Genomic DNA, 18,658 nt, shown 5'->3' on the forward strand with positions numbered 1-18,658 from the left:
GGCGGCACCGACTCCGGGTCTCTCGACCACGATTCTCATCGAACGGACTTACGGGACACGCCCTAGGACGACCGCTGAACGTCGCCGCCCACGTGAGGCGAGCGGCGACGGACGCGTTCGTCACAGCGATCCGCTCAACGCCGGTAGACGCCGAACTCGTAGAGCGAGTAGCCGAAGCCGGTTCCTCGTTGCGTGGCGTGCAGCCGGACGTACCGGGCGGTCGCCGTCACGTCGATCGAGTCCACGCCGCCGTTCCCGGTCGTCGTGCCGTGCACCGTGCGCCAGCCGTTGCCGTCATCGGACACCTGGATCTCGTACGCACGACCGAAAGCGCCCTCCCACACCAGCTGCACGTGCTGGAATGTCGTCACCGCGCCGAGGTCGACGCGGAGCCACTGCGGATCGGCCCAGTCGGTGGCCCAGCGCGAGGAACCGTTGCCGTCCACCGCGTTCGACGGCGGGAACGGCGCCCCGTCACCGACCTGCTGGTACGACGAGGCGGTGGTCGCCTTGCCCTGGGCCACGTTCACGCCGGACGGCTGCGGCGCCACGACCCGGACCGAGCGGGTCTCGATGCCGATGTTGCCGCGCCCGTCCTCGGCCATGACGTAGACCTTCCACACGCCGAGCCGGTCCGGGGCGGTGACGGTGAGCCGGTTTCCGTTGACCTGGACCGGTGTCGCCGCCAGAGCACCGCTGTTGTCGATGTACTTGCTGTTGAACGCGGCCGACCACGCGATGGCGTCACCGTTGGGATCGGCAGCGGCGACGTCGATGGTCAGCGGCGCGCCGGCTGCGACGGTCTGCGGAACGGTCATCGCGGAGATCACCGGCGGGGTGTTCGCGGGAGTGGCGCCGCCGAACGCGCGCTGGACCGCGTAGAACGAGAGCCGCTTCTTGCCCGCGGGCGTGAGGTTGAACCAGACCGCGCCGAAGTCGTACTCCGTGCCGTAGTGGAAGAGCGTGCCGCCGAACGAGACTCCGGTGTGGCCCACGATGCAGTTCCACGCCTGGGTGTAGCCGTCGCGCTTCTGCACGTCGGTCGGCTCGGCCGGCACGCCGTTGGCGTCGTCCGGCACCTCCCACTCCCCCGCAGGGCCGGCCTCGGTGAGGATGTACGGCTTGGTGTGGCCGCCGGAGATCCAGTCCTGGCGCACCTGGCAGACGTTGCCGTAGGAGTTGACGGAGTACAGGTCGAGGTCGGGCGTGTGGGCCTTGAGGTACGCCCACGCACCGGTCCACGCGTCGGTGTTCGTCACCGGGTGGCCGGTGTCGATGGCGTGGATCGCCCGCGCCGCCTCGTTCAGGTAGCGGGCGTACGCGACGCGCTGGTTCTCCAGTTCCGCGCCGGAGTAGCAGTTCTGCAGGCCGAGGATGGACTCGTTGCCGACGTTCCACATCAGGACGCCGGGGTGGTCCTTGTACGTGGTGACCCACTGGCGGATCTGCCCGAGCACGTCGGCCTTGTACTGGGCGTCGGTCACGTAGTTGACGCAGCCCCCGGAACCGGGACCGCCGCCGGGCTGCAACCAGAAGCCGTTGATCACGCGCAGGCCGTGGGACGCGGCCGCGTCGAGCAGCGGGCGGGTCGAGGCGTCCGTGCCCCAGGTGCGCAGGGTGTTGACGCCCATGGACCTCAGCTCGGGCATGTACCGCGCGGCGTCCGCGGCGGGCGGCCCCCAGGTCAGGCCCTTCACGACCCACGGCTGACCGTCGACCGTGAGCTGCCAGTCGCCCTGCGACCCGGTGACGTGCACGCCGCTTCCCGGCACGGCGCCGCCCTGCGTGCCGAAGACCCGGAACTCCCACAGCGAGACGCCGTACCCGTTGGCGCGCTGGGTGGCGTGCACCCGGACGTACCGGCCGGTGCCGGTCACGTCGTAGCCCTGCCGGCCGCCGGTGGCACCGGTCACCGAACGAACCGGCTGCCACGCGTCGCCGTCGGCGGAGACCTGGATCTCGAACGCCGTCGCGTAGGCGCCCTCCCAGTCGAGCTCGACCCTGCTGAGCGCCGAGGAGGCACCGAGGTCGACGCGCAACCACTGCGGGGCACTCCACTCGCTGGACCAGCGGGTGCCCGCGTCGCCGTCGACCGCGGCCGAAGCCGGGGTGCCGCCGTTCTCGGTCGACGAGGCGACGGCGGGTTTGCCCTGGGAGAGCAGGGTGGGAGCGGCCTGTGCCGGGACCACCGCGAAGCCGAGGAGCACGGCGACCACCGTGCAGATGGAGCGGACGCGAGCCATCGCGCCTCCTGCCACGAAGTAGGGATGCGTGAGGAGAGCGCTCTCACAACCCTGCCGCCGAACGTTACGACCAGACGCCGGGAGTGTCAAAGAACCGGTCTTGACACCCCGTGCGGCGTGGCGGGACGCTGTTTGGGAGAGCGCTCTCCAAGCCGGTTCCCCACTCGGCAGGAGGACAAGGATGTCCCGAAAACTCACCGCGTCGACGATGGCGGCCGCCCTGGTGGCGGCCGTGGTCGTGGTCGCGACCCAGTCGGCCCAGGCCGACGACCTGGTCACGCACCACGAGTTCCAGGCGAACTGCTCGGTCACGACCCACCTCCCGGACGACCCGATCGTCTTCCCGGGACTACCGGGCGCGTCGCACATGCACACGTTCCTCGGCAACGCCTCCACCAAGGCCGGCAGCACCAACGACTCCCTGAAGGCAGGTCAGACCAACTGCAAGACGCCGGACGACAAGTCGGCGTACTGGTTCCCGTCGATCTACGACGGCGACCAGATCGTGCCGCCGAACTTCCCGCAGGTCATCTACTACAAGTCCGGCATCCTGCGGTACCAGGACGTCGTGCCGTTCCCGGCGGGCATCCGGTTCGTGGTCGGCAGTCCCACGGCGACGCAGGAGCAGTTCCGCACCGCGCCCGGCGCGGTCGAGGGCTGGGAGTGCGGCGACAGCTCCCACAACTGGGACATCCCGGCGTACTGCCCGCCCGGCACGCAGCTCAACGTCCGTTACCAGGCCCCGAGTTGCTGGAACGGCCGTGACCTCGACTCGGCGGACCACAAGTCGCACATGGCCTATCCGGACCGTGCGACGCTGGTCTGCCCGCCGAGCCACCCGGTCGCGGTGCCGATGATCGAGTTCAAGATGGCGTTCCCGGTGGCCGGTGACATGTCCCGTGTGCGACTCTCCAGCGGCCGCGGGTACACCTGGCACTACGACTTCATGAACGCCTGGGACGCGCCCACGCAGGCCGCGCTGGTCCGCCACTGCGTCAACGGCGGCCTGCAGTGCGACCCGCGCGGGTTCGACCTGTACAAGCCGAACCGAGGCGCCGCACTGGGACCGGACTACCGGTTGCCTCGGTGAGGTTCCTCGCCTCATGCACCCCAGGGCGGCGCGTGCCCTGGGGTGTTTCCGCGTTGCTGCTGTTCGCGGGGTGCGCCGCGCCCGCTCCCCCGCCACCGCCGGTGTCCCCGTTCAACGCCACGGACACGGCCTGGGTCCAGCTGATGATCCCGATGAACGAACAGCTCCTGCCCGCACTCGACGTCGCGCCACCAGCGCTCGCCGATTTCGCCGCGGAGCTCAAGGCATCGCACTCGGACGAGCTGGTCCACCTGCGGCAGTTGCGGGACCGGGCCGGGCTGCCGGACACCAACCCGCACGCCGGCCACCAGATGCCGGGCCTGGTCTCCGAGGCCGACCTGCTGGCCATCAGAGCGGATCCCTCGGTGCTCACGAAAAAACTCCGCGAGCACCTCGGTCAGACGGCCGAGCTCGCCCGCAGTGAGCAGGAGAACGGAACGGACGCCGCGACCAAGGAGTTCGCGGCGTCCGTCGAGTCATCCCGCAGGGATCAGCTCAGCAGGCTCGGTCACGGGTAGTTCACGACGTACCGGACCTGGTTCGCCAGGTCCGCCTGACCACCCGTGCCGTTGATGACGTTGGCGATCGTGCCCACGCCACCCAGTGACACCGCCACGAGGTGCGTGAACCGGACTCCCGGCCGGTTCGGTGCCTCGAAGCCGTTGTCCGTCACGATGCTCGGATCTGCCTGGTTGAAGGCGTACACGCCGACACCGAACGCGTCGTGCGTGGTCACCGAGTCCGCGACCTTGTAACCGGCCCAGCCCCGCTTGGACCCGTTCATCCACGCGGCCTGGTTCGGCGGGTCGTACGGCAGCTCGTTCTGGTAGAGGTAGACGCGACCGCCGTTGCCGTTCCACACCAGGTTGTGCTGCTGGTAGTGCTCCACGAACAACCCGTAGGCGATCACGTTGTCGCCGTTGACGACCACGCCGTTCTGGCCGGGGTTCGCGGTCCAGCTGACGCCCGCGCCGTGATCGGCGCGCCACACCCAGGTGTGGTCGATGATCGTGTTGCGGCTGTTGACGCGCATGCTGACCGTCGCCTTGCCGGCCTGCGACCCGCCGACGCGCAGGTACACGTCGTGCAGCGAGGTCGGGTTGGCGGCGTGCGAGGTGGCGCTGGAGTCACCGATCTCCAGCAGCACCGGGGAGTTCTGCACGCCGGCGTCGACCAGGAACCCTGCCAGCTTGACACCGTCCACATCGGACGTGGTCAGCGCGGCCTTGCCGGTGGTCGGCGTCAGCGTCGCGAGGCCGAGGCCCAGCACGACCGTGTTCGGGCGGGTCACCCGGATCGTGTCGTCGAGCTGGTGGATGCCCGGCGTGAGCAGCAGGTGCTTGCCCTGCTGCAGAGCCGCGTTGATCGTGGCGGCCGTCGTGCCCGGCTTGACGATGAAGAAGTCCGCGAGCGACACCGACATGCCGGGGTTGCCGTTCTCCCAGCTCGTGCCCCGCGAGTTCTGGCGCAGCGCGGGCAGGAAGACGCGGTACTCACCGGAGTTGTCGAAGTACAGGTAGGGCTTCTCCCGCGTCACCGGCGAGGTGTCGACGGTGGTGTGCGACGGGTTCGGGAAGTTGTTGGGCGGTGCGCCCTGGGTGCCGGCGAACACCATGTTCCACACCGAGCCCGACCAGCCGCCGGCGAGGTTGCTGTTGCGGGTCAGGAACTGCTGCTGCGAACCGGAGACGGTCACGCCGTCGATCTTGCTGTCCACGATCAGGCCACCGCTGGCCCAGCCGTCGTAGCCGTTCCACAGGTGCGCCTGGCCCCGCAGGTGCATCCGCCGGTACGCGGTGGCCTGCGAGACCGCCCAGCGCTCGATCTGGTTGGGCGGCAACGTGACCGAGAGGTTCTCGGCGCCGCGCCAGAAGTTCTGCGTGGCGTTGCCGAGGTTGTTCGGGTCGTCGCCCTGCTGCAGCCAGTCCGCCTCGACGCGGATGTGGCCGTTGATGTTCACGTCGTCCGGCATCAGGCCGAGGCCGACGATCTGCGTGTAGAAGCGCAGGTTCACGTCGGCGTTGTAGCTGCCGGGCTTGAACAGCACGGCGTGCCGCTGCGGACCGAACTGGTTGGTCTTCATCTGCGTCGCGATGGAGTCGAGCCGCGACTGCATCTCCGACTGCGACGAACCCGGGCCGTAGACGTACACGTTCGGGCCGAAGTCCGGGTTGCGCGGGTCCGTCGGCGTGACGCCGGGGGTGTCGGGCGTGGTGGTGAAGACTCCCAGTTCCCACAACGAATAGCCGTAGCCGGTACCGCGTTGCGTGCCGAGGACGCGCAGGTAGCGGCCGGACCCGGTGACGTCGACGGACTGCGTGCCGCCGGTGCCGGTCGTGGTCGAGTAGATGTTGCGCCACGAACCGGAGTCGGCGGCGTTGTCGGTCACCTGGACCTGGAAGGCCTTGCCGTACGCGCCCTCCCAGCTCAGGGAGACGCGGCAGACCTCCTGCGTGGAGCCGAGGTCGACCTGCAGCCACTGCGGGTCGGAGAACTGCGACGACCAGCGGGTGCCCGCGTTGCCGTCGACCGCGGCCGACGCGGGCGTGCCGCCGTTCTCCGTGGAGGACGCGGTGGCGGTGCGGTTGAGGGCCGCGTTGGAGGTGCCGCACGCGGCGGCGCCTGCTGGGGAGGTGGCGCTGATCGTGGTCACGAGACACAGAGCGGCAGCGGCGAACGCGGCGGCCCTGGACAGGGTTGAGCCCATGGTCCTGCCTGACGGGGGAAGGGCTGAAAGCCTTGGACAGGGGCGTGAGAGCGCTCTCCCAAGGGACGTTAACGCCGGGTGTCGAACAGGTCAATCAGGCAGAGGCCCGTACGACGAGTTCCGGTTCGAAGATGACGGATCTCGGCCGTTGTCCCGGTTTTTCCAGGTCCGCGAGCAACAGGTCGGCCATCTGAGCGGCCATTCGCTCCACCGGCTGCCGGATGGTGGTGAGCGGCGGGCGGCAGGCCAGGGCCGGCGCGCTGTCGTCGAACCCGACCACGGCGACGTCCTCCGGCACGCGCAGGCCGTGCTCCAGCAGCACGTCCACGGCCGCCTGCGCCATCAGGTCGTTCGCGGCGAACACGGCGTCGAGGTCGGGGCATTCGGTGAGGAGCCGGTGCATCGCGGCCGCACCGCTCTCGGCGGTGAAGCCGCCCTCGACGGTCGGGACGTACGGGAAACCGTGGCGGGCCATGGCGTCGCGGAAGCCGGCGTGCCGGTCCTGGCTCGCCAGGACGTCCATCGGGCCGGAGATGGTGGCGATGTTGTACCGCCCCGCGGCCACCAGGTGGTCCGCGGCCAGCCGCCCGCCGGCGCGGTGGTCCATGTCGACGTACCCGATCGGCATCGGCCTGCCGGGCCGGGCGTAGAGCACCGAGGGGACCCCGGCTTCGAGCAGCCGGGCGGGCAGCGGGTCGGCGGGGTGGGTGGACACCAGCAGCGCGCCGTCGGCGCTGCCCTGTCTGAGGAACTCGACGACCTCGGTCCGCGCGTGGTCGGAGTCGGCGAGCATGAGCACCGGGTGCACGCTGTGGCCGCGCAGGAAGTCGACCACACCGGCCGTCACCCGGCCGAAGAACGGGTCGCTGAACACGTCCGATCCCCCGCCCGCGCCGGAGATCACCAGCGCGACCGTGCCGGTGCGGCGCGTGACGAGAGACCGGGCCACGCGGTTGGGCGTGTACCCGGTCTGCTCGATCGCGTTGCGCACCGTCTCCTGGAGCTCAGGATCGACGTTGCGCGTCCCGTTGACGACCCGGGACACCGTCGCGCGGGACACGCCCGCGACTCTGGCGACGTCCTCCAACGTGGGTGCGACCCTGCTCATACACCGGTTGTACCACGTCCGGAGAGCGTTCTCCCAACATCAAGAGGTGACGACCACGTCCTTGATCGCACCTCGCCAGAAGTCCACGTTCTGGCCGTTGTACTTGGCACGTCCCACCGCGAACGCGCCGGTGCTCTCGACGGCCGGTCCCGCCGGTGCCGTGGCGACCAGCGCGCCGTCCACGTAGAGCCGGATCTCGCCGCCCTTGCGCTCACCCTTGATCTCGTACCAGCGGCCGATCTCCGGCGTGATCTCGTAACGCGCCCGGTTGCCACCGGGCGTGCTGAACGCGAACGCGCCCTGGCCGTACTGCAGGTAGAAGGGGTTCTCCGACTGACGGCCGTCCTGGCTCACCGCGGAGGCGTAGTTGCCGGGCAGCTCGTCCAGCCGCACCTTCGCGGACACGGCGTAGTCCTTGGTCGTGTCGACCACCGGGCCGTAGGTCTCCGCCGAGCCGTTGCGGAGCTCCAGCGCGCCGTCCTTCCAGGTGGCACCGGCCGGGCTGAGCGTCAGCGGGTTGGCGCCCTTCGAGTCCTTCGCGGTCGTGCCCGTGGTCTCGTTCAGCTTCCACTCGCCGCTGCCCGCGTACGGGTACGGCTTGCCGGCGTTGGCCCCGGCCTCGATCACCCGCCGGTTGATCTCGCGGACGGGACCGGGGTCGACCTTGATGCGCTTGCGGTCGTAGGTCCACAGGCCGTTGAGCTCGCCCTCCAGGTCGGTGACCTGGGTGTAGACCGACGCGGACATCTCCTGGCGCGCCTGGCCCAGGTAGAACGTGCGGGTGTTGTCGACGTACTTCGCCGTCAGCGCCGCCTTGTTCGCCACGCCGCTGTAGATCGCGATCGGCGCACCGGGCCACTGGTGTCCCGGCGTGCGCAGCGTGAACCCGCCGTGCTCGCCGTCCATCACGACGCGCTTGCCGTCCGGGCGTGCCGGGTCGGTGTTGTTGTAGTCGTGGTGGTCGATGACGTCACCCTTGCCGCTGTCGCCCTTGGAGGCGCAGCAGTTCACGCCGCTGTGCGCGCTGACGACCCGGCTCGGGTCGGCCGCCTTGACGTCGTCGGTGATCTGGCCGGTGACGGTGCGGTCCCACTCGCCCCAGCCCTCGTTGAACACGATCCACGCGTAGATCGACGGGTAGTTGTGCAGCTGCTGCATCAACTCGCGGCTCTCGTTGAGGAAGGCCTGCTGCGCCACGGGGCTGTTGCCGTCCTCGACGGACACGAAGTCCTGCCACACCAGCAGTCCGAGCCGGTCCGCGTGGTAGTACCAGCGGGCGGGTTCGGCCTTGATGTGCTTGCGGACGGAGTTGAACCCGAGGTCCTTCTGCGCCTTCAGGTCGAACACGAGGGCCTCGTCGCTCGGCGCGGTGTTCAGGCCGTCCGGGTAGAAGCCCTGGTCCAGCTGCATCAGCGAGAAGATCGGCTGGCCGTTGAGCGTCAGCTTCGGCGTGCCGCCGACGTTCGCGACGCCGGTGGAGCGCATGCCGAAGTAGCTCTTGACCTTGTCCTTGCCCAGCGTGACGTCGAGCTTGTAGAGGTACGGGTCGTCCGGCGTCCACAGGTGCGGGTTCGGCACCGGCAGCGTCAGCTTGGTGTTGGCCGGTCCGGTGACGGTGCCGACCTGCTTGCCCTTGGCGTCACGGGCGACCGCCGTGACGGTGGCGTTGCCGGCGGACTTGACGGTCACCGCGAGGGAACCGGTGGCGAGGTCCGGCGTCGTCTTGATCTCGTCGATGCCCTTGTCGGCCACCGGTTCCATCCACACGGTCTGCCAGATGCCCGACGACGGCGTGTAGAAGATGCCGCTGGGGTTGGGCGACTGCTTGCCCTTGGGCTGGTGCGGGCCGGTGGTGTCGGTGACCGCGACGACGATCTCCTGCTCACCGCGCTTGAGCGCGTCGGTGATGTCCGCGCTGAACGCCGTGTAGCCGCCGGTGTGCTCGGCGACGAGCTTGCCGTTCACCCAGACCTTCGCGTGGTAGTCGACCGCGCCGAAGTTGAGCTTCAGCCGCTGCCCGGACCCGATCCGCCAGTCGTGCGGGACGCTGACCGTGCGGCGGTAGAACATGTGGTCCTCGTGCCGCTCGAGCCCGGAGAGCTGCGACTCGATCGGGTACGGCACGACGACCTTCTCGCGCAGCTTCTTCCCGAACACCGGCTGCTCGCCGGCCTTGGCGCCCGCGAACTCCCACGGACCGTTGAGGTTGAGCCACTTGTCGCGTTCCAGCTGCGGCCTCGGGTACTCCGGCAACGGGTTGCGCGTGTCGACCTTCTCGCCCCACGGCGTCCTGAGCCGTTCGGTGGAGACGTTGCCGACCGTGCGCGCGGTCTTCTCGACCTTCTTGCCGTCGACCGCGAGCGCGCCGGCACCGTCGTAGTAGATGCGGACCCGCTGGCCCTTGAGCACCCGCTCGGCCAGCCGGACGGTGAGGCGGTTGCGGCTCGTGGTGACGACCGAGACCGGCATCGGCGTCGCGTCGACCTCGACCACCAGGTGGTCCTTCAGGTCCGCGGTGCCCGAGACGCGGCCGTCGAACTCCGCGGTGAGGGTCCGGCCGTCCTTCGAGACCCCGGCCGTGCGCGGCACGACCTGGAAGCCGGACGGCGGCGTGAACGCGGACTCCGGCACGATCTGCTTCGGTGTGGTCGCGCTCGACCAGCGCAGGAACATGTTGGCGCCGCCGATGTCCTGGAACATCTCCAGCTTGAAGTCGTACTGGCGCCCGGCGGTGAGCGTCACCGGGGCGCTGGTCTGCTCGCGGTCCCAGTCGGGCACCCAGTGGTCGATCACCGGCTTGCCGTCGATCAGCAGCCGGAACCCGTTGTCCCCGACGGCGTGGAAGGTGTAGTCGCCGGTCTGCGGCACCGCGATCTGCCCGGTCCACCGCGCGGTCGTGTGTTCGGTGCGACCGTTCAGGAAGCCGAACACCCCGGTCAGGTCACCGTGGTTGACGTCGGCGTCGAGCACGGTGCCGCCCAGGGTCGCGAAGTCCCGCGCGCCCGGTGCCGACATGCTGAAGTACTCGCCCTTCAGACCGTGCACGGGCTCGGCGGCACCCGCGGACGGCGTGCCGGGCGCTATGCCCAGCGCCAGCAGCAGCGCGACGAGTACGGGGGCGGTTTTCTTCATCAGCGAAGATCCCCTTCAGTTTTACAACGTTGTAAGAGCGCTCCCACACATCAACGCACACGATTCAACAACCGGGCTACGGCCGAACGGAGGTATCGGGCATGTCAAACCGGACAGGTTTCCGGGACGTTACGAGGCGCGGAGGTCCTCGGTGACCTCGATGCCGTGCCCGCTCCACCGGACGGCCCGCAGGTCAGGCACGACGACCGGCGCGGGTGTGCGCAGAGCACCGGAGCCGACGCCGACCACGGTGGCGGCCTCGGCGGCGAGACCCGCGGCGACGCCGTTGCCGCTGTCCTCGAAGACGACGCACTCCCCGATCGGCAGCCCGAGCTTGCCCGCCGCCTTCAGGTAGCCCTCGGGGTCGGGCTTGCCGTGCGTCACGTCGTCGCCGTTGATGACCACGGACGGCAACGGGATCCCGACCGCGGCCAGCCGGACCGTGAGCAGTTCGGGCGGGGCGGACGTGACCACCGCCCAGTTCCCCGGCAGCGAGTCCACCAGCTCGCGCGCTCCGGGGATCGGCGCGGTCGAGCCGGCGTCGGCGACCTCGATCTCGTTGATCCGCCGCAACGCGCCGGCGTGCGCGGAGGCGGGCACGTGCATGCGGACGGTGTCCGTGGCGCGACGGCCGTGCAGGCCGCGCAGGACCTGTTCCGGGTCGACGCCGAACTCGTGCGCCCACTGCGTCCACGCGCGTTCGGCGGAGACCGTCGAGTCGGTCAGCACGCCGTCCATGTCGAACAGCACCGCCCGGCAGGCCAGGTTCATCGTCCTCCTCACGGCAGCGGGATCTCCAGGCTCACCGTGCCGCGCAGGTCCAGCCACGCGCGGTCGCGTCCGCGGACCAGCCGCAGCACGACCTCCTCGCAGTGCGGGCAGCGCGCGACGACGCCCGGCGCGTTCTGGTAGACGCGCAGGCTCGCCACCGAGCCTTTGTACCCGCAGCCCGAGCACTGCCCGGTCGCGACGGTCAGGTCCACCGCGAAGATCTCGCGGAGGTCCCCCGCCAGCGCGTTCCCGTCCACGTGGCTCATCGGTGCTCTCCTGTCAGCCGAAGCGTTCGGTGCGGACGCGGCGGGGGTCGTGGCCCAGCGCGACGAAGATGTCGGACACCGTCTCGACGAACCCGGTCGGTCCGCACACGAAGACGTTGGGGGTGAAGTCGGCGGGCCAGGCGTGGGTGTTGAGCGTCGCGAGACCCAGGCGTCCCGGTGGCTCGGGTGAGCCTTCCGGGGCTTGGCGGGTGTGCACGAGGTGGACGTCGAGACCGCTGTCCTCGCGGGCACGCCGGCGCAGCTCATCGGCGTAGTAGACGTCCTCGGGCGTGCGCACCGAGTAGATCAGCCGGAACGGCACCCTGCTGCCCTCCGCGGCCCGCGTGCGGATCATCGCCATCAACGGTGCGATGCCCGATCCGCCCGCCACGAGCGTCACCGGCGCCTGGTCGGTCGCACGCCACACGAACCAGCCGCCGACCGGCCCGCGCAGCTCGATCTGGTCGCCGGGCGAGAGCACGTCGCACAGGTACGGCGACACCTCGCCGTCCTCGACGCGCTGCACGCTCAGCTCGAACCGTTCCCCGTCCGGTGCGGAGGAGATCGAGTAGCTGCGCTGCACCGAGTAGCCGTCCTCGGCGGTCAGGCGCACGTCGACGTGCTGGCCCGGCAGGTGTCCAGGCCAGCCGGGCACGTCGAACACCAGGCCGCGCGCGCTCTTCGTGATGTCGGTGGCCGTGGCCAGTTCGGCCACCCGCCAGGTCAGTCGCCCTGGTACCGCTGCTCGCGCCATGGGTCTCCGTAGTCGTGGTAGCCCGCGCTTTCCCAGAAGCCGGGTTCGTCCTCGAGCAGCAACTGGATCCCGCGGACCCACTTCGCCGACTTCCAGAAGTACAGGTGCGGCACCAGCAACCGCGCCGGCCCGCCGTGCTCGGGCGTGAGCTCGTCGCCGTCGTACCGGTAGGCGACCCACGCCTGGCCGTCGACCAGGTCCTCCAGCGGCAGGTTCGTGGTGTAGCCGCCGTAGGACTGGACGAGCGCGTAGTCGGCGGCCGTCTCGACGTCCTCCAGCAGCACGTCCAGCGAGACACCCTTCCAGCGGGTGCCGAGCTTGGACCACTTGGTCACGCAGTGGATGTCCGTGGTGATCTTCTCCGCGGGCAGCTCCATCAGCTGCTGCCACGACCAGTCGTAGCGCTGACCGGCCTCGGTGTTGATCGTGAACTGCCACCGGTCGGCCGTCACGCGCGGCGTCGGCCCCGCCGTGAGGACCGGGAAGTCCTCTGCCAGGTACTGGCCGGGCGGCAACTGCACGTCCGGTGACTGGCGTCGCCCGGTGAACCCGGGAGAGACGATTGGCATCGTGTCAGTAGACGCCAGCGGCGCCCCGAACGCCACTGCTGATCACGGAGGTCACATGGACGTCATGGTGGAGATCACCGGCACGACGACGTTGATCAGGATGAATCGCCCGGACCGGCGCAACGCGGTCGACGGGCCGATGGCCGCCGCGCTGCGGGACGCGTTCCTGGCGTTCGAGGCGGACCCGTCGCAACGGGTGGCGGTGCTCGCCGGCGAGGGCGGGACGTTCTGCGCCGGGGCGGACCTGACCTCCGTCGGCGATCCGGCCCGGCGCAACGAGCTCGATCCCTCGGGCGGCGGGGCCGGGCCGATGGGGCCGACCCGGTTGCGGCTGAGCAAGCCGCTGATCGCGGCCGTCAGCGGGTACGCGGTGGCGGGCGGGCTGGAGCTGGCGCTGCTGGCGGACCTGCGGGTGGTCGAGAGCGACGCGGTGTTCGGGGTGTTCTGCCGGCGGTGGGGCGTGCCGTTGATCGACGGCGGGACCGTGCGGCTGCCCCGGATCGTGGGACTGGGGCGGGCGTTGGACCTGATCCTGACCGGCCGGCCGGTGCACGCCGAGGAGGCACTGGCGATCGGGCTGGCGAACCGGGTGGTCGAGCCGGGGCAGGCGGTGGCGGCGGCGCTGGAGCTGGCCGGGCAGATCGCCGGGTTCCCGTTCGAGTGCGTGCTGGCAGACCGGGCGTCCACCTACGGCGGGCTGGACCTGCCGCTGGCGGACGCGTTGCGGGCGGAAGGTGCGGCGAGCGTGCCGATCGTGGCCGGGGAAGGGGTGGCCGGCGCCGCCCGGTTCACGGGCGGCGCCGGACGGCACGGCGAGTTCAGCGCAGACGGCGAACGCTGAGGTCCGGGTTGGCCGCGATCTCCCGTTCGGTGAACTCCCCCTTGACCCACTGCTTCTTCGCGTAGAGCCGGGCCTGGTCGGTGTGGTGCGGCGAGGCCGGGTCCGCGGACTGGCCGTAGACCAGCATCGAGCTCATCCGCGGGCCGTTCCCCGTCAGCTCCACCGCCATCACGAAACTGGTGCCGTGCGGGATGCCGGGCTCCGCGTCCGGCCTGGGCGGGCCGGGCACGGAGATGACGTTGAAGCAGCCTTCCGGGCCGCGGCACCCGTGGATCGGGATGCCCTCGTACTGCTGCACGGCGTCGAGCGGCACGTCCACCGCGACTCCGGCGGCCGCGAACATCCGCACCGCCTCGGCGAAGGCCCGCTGGACGCCGGGGTCGTTCGCGTTGATGCCGCGCGGGGTGCGGACGGGGTCGGCCGGGTCGAACGGCACCTGCCACAGGCTGGTGCCGGGGCGGCCGGTCAGCGCCAGGAACGACCGCCAGAAGTACGCGCCGCGGCCCGCCTCCCCGGTGTCACCGGTTCCCGGCCAGGCCGCCAGTGCCGCGCAGGCCGCGCGGACGTCCACGAGCTGACCGTCGTTCGCGGGCAGGGACGGGTTCGCCTGGCACATCGCCACGACGGCGGCCCGGCCCTGTTCGGCGGTGAGGTTGCGGTTGCCGACCATCGCGGATTCCAGAGTGGACAGCGTGAAGTCGTTGGTACCGATCATGTCCAGGCCCACGCGGGTGCGCGCGGAGCGTTCGGTGCCCACGTCGCCGACGATGGACGGGTAGCCGGTCAGCGGTGCGGCCGGGTTGGCGAGCCACGCGCTGTCGTTCATGTTGCTCACGTGGTCGCGCCGGACCAGGTGCGGCAACCGGCCCGGGCCGAGCCTGCCCGGTGTCACGGCGTCGGGGTCGCTGCCCCAGCCGCAGTCCGACCGGCTGCCGTCGAGGACCACCAGGCCGATCGGTGTGCCGGCGTCGCACCGGGTTCGCTGCTCGTCGGTCACGTGCGGGACCACCTGGACGTCACCGAAGTAGGCGGTGCCGGTGGCGTCCGAGGCGAGCGTGTTGACCCATGGCAGGGCCTGGTGGCGGACGAGTGCCTTGTGCAGGTCGGAAACGCTGCGGGCGCGGGCGATGGCCAGCCACTGGTCGACGACCTGGAGGTTGCCGTGGTTGGCGTCGCGCAGGACGAACGCGGTGGTGCCGGTCCACTGCAACGCGCGGTCGTCCTCGACCACCGGGCCGTCCGGGGTGCGGTAGAGGGTTCTCGTGGTGCCGCCGGCGGTGACCTGTTCGGCGATCATGCGGTGCGCCTTGCCGTCCACGACGTAGCTGGTCGGGTCGCCGGGGACGAGCGTGAGCTTCGAGAGAGTGATCGTCTGCGCCTCGGACGCGGTGTGGGTCCAGCCGAGCCTGTCGTTGTGGCCGATGTTGACGACCGGCACGCCGTACAGGCCCGCGCCGCTGACGTCGAGCTCACCGGGAATCGTGAGGTGGTGCTGGTAGAAGCGCCAGGTGTCGTCCCAGTCGAAGTGCGGGTTGCCGAGCACCATGCCGGTCCCCGGCACCGTCGCGTCCCGGCCGAGGGCGATGCCGTTGCTGCCGGGGCGTTCCGTCGCGACGCGGGCGGGCGCCGTGACCGCCGACCCCGGCGGCTGCGCCGACACGAGCTGCTCCTGGAACCCTTCGCTGCCGGTCAGGCCCGCCACCTGGTGGACGCGCCGCCAGACGTCGATCTCGGTGATCGGCCGCGCGTAGGCCCTGCAGGCGGTGGGCAGGCCTTTCTCGGTGAGGTAGCGGTTGAACCCGGCCACGTACCCGCGCACCAGGTCCTTCGCCTGCTTCGACGGGCCGCGCGCGAGCTGCCGTTCGACCACCGAGGACTGGTTGAGCCGCTGGTGGTGGAGGTCACTGGCCTCGTTCTCCTGCCCGAACCAGCGGGACCGCTCGGCCGCGAGCGTCACGACGATCTCGGCCATCACGCAGGCGTTGTCCTGCGCGAACGCGTACCCGAGGCCTTGGCCCGCACCGCGGTAGTCGTCGGCGAGCACGTGCGGGATGCCGTAGGAGGTCCGTCTGATCAGCGTGCCCCCACCGGCGGCGGCGGGTGGGCTGGTGACCAGAACTCCTGCCACCACAAGCGACAACGCGATGAACCTGCGCATGGTGATCCCCCTATTCGTTGTGCAGGACGGTGGCGATCGAGAGGCGCGCCGCTCCCCTGGCCGGCACGACGGCGCCCAGAACGGCGATGACGACGCCGGTGAGGGCCAGCAGTGCGAGCAGCGGCGCGTGGTAGACGTCCATGAGGATGTCGACGGCGTCGGCCTGGCCCGCGTGTGCCATCAGGGGCACGACGACCTGGTGCACCGCGATGCCGATGGGCACCCCGATCAGTCCGCCGAGCACACCCAGGGCGCCCATGGACGTCACGAGCAGCACGGTGACCTGGCGCGGGGTCATGCCGATCGACTTGAGCATGCCGAGGTCGCGGCGCCGTTCGCGGGCGTTGAGGACGACGGTGTTGAACACCCCGAGCGCGGCGACCGCGCCCAGCACCAGCGTCAGCACGACGGCGGCGCTGATGATGATCACCGCGGTCGACGACGTGCCGTCGCGCGGCGGCAGGACGCGCAGACCGGGATCGGCGGCCTTCACGGCGGCGGCGTAGGTGTCGCGGTCGGTGCCGGCGGCCATCTGCACCAGGTACGTGGTGGCACGCGCTCCCGGGTCAAGAACGTCCACAGTGGACCAGTCGGCGAAGATCTCGTCGGCGTTGTTCGTCAGCACGACACCGACGATCTTCACCTGCGTCCGGTTTCCCCGCGCCCGCACGGTGATCGTGTCACCGACGGCGAGCCCGCGCTGGTTCAGGAACCTCGACGGCACCGCGACCTGTCCCGGTCCGTCCGGCCAGTGCCCGGTCAGCACCCGCGGACCGAGTGCGGAGACGTCACCGCGGTAGAACAGGATCGTGGCCCTCTGGGTGCCGCCCGCGACCTCCGCGTCGAGCTGTGTCTCGGCGAGAACCGCCGTCGTGCCGGGCAGGGAGCGCAGCATCGACTCGTCCTCGGCGTCGCCCAGTGTCGCGGCCGGCTCCTCCACGCCCTCCGGACGGACGGCAGGTGCCCCCGGAGGTGGTCCGGCCATCAACTCGACGCGATCGGTGAAGTGGGGCCGGACGGCGTCGTTGTAGGCCGTCATCGACATCGTCACGCCGGCCGCGAGAGTCACCGTCATGACGCCGAGCACGACCGAGGCCAGCGTCAGCGCACTGCGGGCGGTGCGGGCGAACGGCATCCCGAGGCCGAGGCTGATCGACCGCGGCAACCCCGTACCGCCCAGCCAGCGCTGCACCCCCATTGCCCGCCCGGTGTGCGCGGCCGTGCCCGCGCTGATCGCCCGCGCCGCCGGGAGCCCGCGTGCCCGCAGCGCCGGGACGAGCGCGGCCGACACCACCAGCAACGGCATGCCCAGCGCGGCGACGAGGTTCACCCACGGCGCGAAGCTCAGCTCGTCGACGCCGAAGCCCTCCACCGCGTCCTGCACGACCGGTCTGGCGAAGAAGTTGCCCGCGACCGTGCCCAGCGCACAGCCCACGACCGCCGGTGCCGAGACCATCACCAGGTACACGGCCATGACCTGGTTCGGAGTGAAGCCGATCGCCTTGAGCATGCCGATGTGCCGCAGTCCCGCGACGACGGCGCCGCTCACGACGTTGGCGACGATCAGCACCGCGACGGCCAGACCGAGGATCCCGAAGATCATCAGGAATGGGATGAACACGCCGAGCTCGGAGGTCGCCTTGTCCTTGACGGTGAGGTGCGAGAGCGTGCCGAGCAGCCCCTCGCGCGGCAGGCCCGCCGTCGCCGCGGCCATCTCGGCGGCCGTGCCGGCGTGCGCGAAGCGGTAGAGCACCTGCAGCGAGTCCGGCCGCAGCGCCTCGACCTGCTCGGGCGTGACCCAGGCGTCGGCGGATCCCGTGACCGAGTGGGCGAAACCGACGACGGTCAGCGCCGGGCGTCCCGGCAGTTCCACCCGGAACCCCAGGCCGATCCGGCCGTCGGCACCCGGTGTGCGGTTGAGGACGATCTCGCCGGAACCGGTGGCCCACCTGCCCTGCGACACCGCCAGCCGGTCGACCTGTCCCCCTGGGTCGGCCCGCCCGACGACGGTGAGCGCGCCCAGGAAGACCTCGCCCTCCGAAGTGTCCACAGTGGCCTGCCGGAACGGTCCGGCGGTGGCCTGTGCGGCCGGGTTCGTGAAACCGGTCGCCTTGTCCGCGTCGTACTGGGCGGCCAGGTGCGCGCCCTGCTGGGTGCCGAAGGCCCGGTCGAAAGGCGCGGCTGCCGCGTCCAGCAGGCCGAGTGCCATCACGAGCGTCGCACTGGCGGCGCACACGACGACGGCGATGACGATCGTCTGCAGCTTCCTGCGCAGCACGGCCGCCCAGGCCGCCGACCACACCGCGCTCATGCCCGCTCCAGGCTGTTCTCGCGGGCGATGCGGCCGTCGGCGACCTCGATCAGCCGCGTCGCGCAGCGGGTGGCGAGGCGTTCGTCGTGGGTGACGAGCAGCAGCGTCTGGCCGATCTGGTTGAGGTCGAGCAGCAGGTCCATGACCTGCTCGCCGGACCTGCTGTCGAGCGCGCCGGTCGGTTCGTCGGCGAGCAGCAGGGCCGGGCGGTTCATCAACGCCCGCGCCACCGCGACGCGCTGCCGTTCACCGCCGCTGAGCTGCGCCGGGTAGATGTTCCTGCGGCTGGAGATGCCGAGCTCGCCGAACAGCTCCAGTGCGCGTTTGCGGGCCTGACCAGCCGTGGTGCCGGTGAGCTGGGCGGCGAGGGCGACGTTGTCGAGCGCCGAGAGGTCGTCCAGCAGGTTGAAGAACTGGAAGATCATGCCGACGCCCCTGCGCCGGAACAGGGCCAGGCCGGTCTCGTTCAGCTTCCCGAGATCGGTGCCGTGCACCACCACCTGTCCCGACGTCGGCCGGTCGAGGCCCGCGATCATGTTGAGCAGCGTGGACTTGCCGCTGCCGGACGGTCCCATCACCGCGACGGCCTCCCCGGCGCGGACGGTGAGCGACACCCCGTCCAGCGCCGTCGAGTCGCTGTACTCCTTGCGCACGTTCGTCAGCTCGACGACGGCGTCTGCGTTCTGCATGGCGGCCATCCTGCTCAGC

14 protein-coding genes are annotated in these 18,658 nt (G+C 70.6%); 3 read left to right on the top strand and 11 right to left on the bottom strand.

Going from position 1 to position 18,658, the window contains the following annotated elements; genetic code table 11:
- Positions 1-134 precede the first annotated feature (134 nt).
- Positions 135-2,243, bottom strand: a complete 2,109-nt coding sequence (locus tag DFR72_RS27600) for a discoidin domain-containing protein (protein ID WP_090063449.1) — start codon at positions 2,241-2,243, stop codon at positions 135-137.
- Positions 2,244-2,424: 181 nt separating this feature from the next.
- Here DFR72_RS27600 and DFR72_RS27605 point away from each other — a divergent pair, with 181 nt between their 5' ends.
- Together DFR72_RS27605 and DFR72_RS27610 are read left to right on the top strand one after the other, a co-directional pair.
- Positions 2,425-3,333, top strand: coding sequence for a DUF1996 domain-containing protein (locus DFR72_RS27605; protein WP_090063450.1), 909 nt, complete (start codon positions 2,425-2,427; stop codon positions 3,331-3,333).
- Positions 3,334-3,365: 32 nt separating this feature from the next.
- Positions 3,366-3,851, top strand: coding sequence for a DUF305 domain-containing protein (locus DFR72_RS27610; RefSeq protein ID WP_090063451.1), 486 nt, complete (start codon positions 3,366-3,368; stop codon positions 3,849-3,851).
- Here the strand turns inward: DFR72_RS27610 and DFR72_RS27615 are convergent.
- From DFR72_RS27615 to DFR72_RS27645, 7 genes are all read right to left on the bottom strand, one after another.
- Entirely contained in the window at positions 3,842-6,040 is a 2,199-nt protein-coding gene (locus DFR72_RS27615; protein ID WP_090063452.1) for a discoidin domain-containing protein, read from the bottom strand. The genes DFR72_RS27610 and DFR72_RS27615 overlap by 10 nt on opposite strands.
- Before the next feature lie 94 nt (positions 6,041-6,134).
- Positions 6,135-7,148: a LacI family DNA-binding transcriptional regulator gene (locus DFR72_RS27620; RefSeq protein ID WP_090063453.1), complete on the bottom strand. Its 1,014-nt coding sequence runs from the start codon at positions 7,146-7,148 to the stop codon at positions 6,135-6,137.
- A 39-nt stretch (positions 7,149-7,187) separates the two neighbouring features.
- A complete protein-coding gene (locus DFR72_RS27625) occupies positions 7,188-10,280 on the bottom strand; it encodes a PA14 domain-containing protein (RefSeq protein WP_090063454.1) in 3,093 nt (1,030 codons plus the stop codon).
- Positions 10,281-10,409: 129 nt separating this feature from the next.
- Complete coding sequence (locus tag DFR72_RS27630; protein ID WP_090063455.1) at positions 10,410-11,051, bottom strand: HAD-IA family hydrolase; 642 nt, start codon at positions 11,049-11,051, stop codon at positions 10,410-10,412.
- 8 nt (positions 11,052-11,059) lie between these two features.
- Positions 11,060-11,317 carry a DUF6510 family protein gene (locus DFR72_RS27635; protein ID WP_090063456.1) on the bottom strand — a complete coding sequence of 86 codons (258 nt, stop codon included), beginning with the start codon at positions 11,315-11,317 and terminating at the stop codon, positions 11,060-11,062.
- Positions 11,318-11,330: 13 nt separating this feature from the next.
- A complete protein-coding gene (locus DFR72_RS27640) occupies positions 11,331-12,071 on the bottom strand; it encodes a ferredoxin reductase (RefSeq protein WP_090063457.1) in 741 nt (246 codons plus the stop codon).
- On the bottom strand, positions 12,041-12,640 hold the full coding sequence (locus DFR72_RS27645; protein ID WP_090063638.1) for a sulfite oxidase-like oxidoreductase: 600 nt from the start codon (positions 12,638-12,640) through the stop codon (positions 12,041-12,043). The genes DFR72_RS27640 and DFR72_RS27645 overlap by 31 nt, the downstream gene beginning before the upstream one ends.
- A 55-nt stretch (positions 12,641-12,695) precedes the next feature.
- Between DFR72_RS27645 and DFR72_RS27650 the strand changes: the two genes are divergently transcribed.
- Positions 12,696-13,481, top strand: a complete 786-nt coding sequence (locus DFR72_RS27650) for a crotonase/enoyl-CoA hydratase family protein (protein ID WP_090063458.1) — start codon at positions 12,696-12,698, stop codon at positions 13,479-13,481.
- On the opposite strand, the gene DFR72_RS27655 is transcribed toward DFR72_RS27650, so the two are convergent.
- From DFR72_RS27655 to DFR72_RS27665, 3 genes are read right to left on the bottom strand one after another with little or no spacing between them, the layout of a single operon-like run.
- The gene (locus tag DFR72_RS27655; protein ID WP_090063459.1) at positions 13,459-15,639 is read right to left on the bottom strand and encodes a penicillin acylase family protein; all 2,181 of its coding nucleotides are present in this window, start codon (positions 15,637-15,639) and stop codon (positions 13,459-13,461) included. The two genes, DFR72_RS27650 and DFR72_RS27655, sit on opposite strands and share 23 nt — an antisense overlap.
- A 10-nt stretch (positions 15,640-15,649) precedes the next feature.
- The gene (locus DFR72_RS27660) at positions 15,650-17,950 is read right to left on the bottom strand and encodes an ABC transporter permease (protein WP_090063460.1); all 2,301 of its coding nucleotides are present in this window, start codon (positions 17,948-17,950) and stop codon (positions 15,650-15,652) included.
- The gene (locus DFR72_RS27665) at positions 17,947-18,639 is read right to left on the bottom strand and encodes an ABC transporter ATP-binding protein (RefSeq protein ID WP_177224489.1); all 693 of its coding nucleotides are present in this window, start codon (positions 18,637-18,639) and stop codon (positions 17,947-17,949) included. Before DFR72_RS27665 ends, DFR72_RS27660 begins: the two co-directional genes overlap by 4 nt.
- Between the last annotated feature and the right edge of the window lie 19 nt (positions 18,640-18,658).

Origin of the sequence: Lentzea flaviverrucosa (assembly GCF_003350445.1) — a bacterium.
GTDB classification, from domain to species: domain Bacteria; phylum Actinomycetota; class Actinomycetes; order Mycobacteriales; family Pseudonocardiaceae; genus Lentzea; species Lentzea californiensis.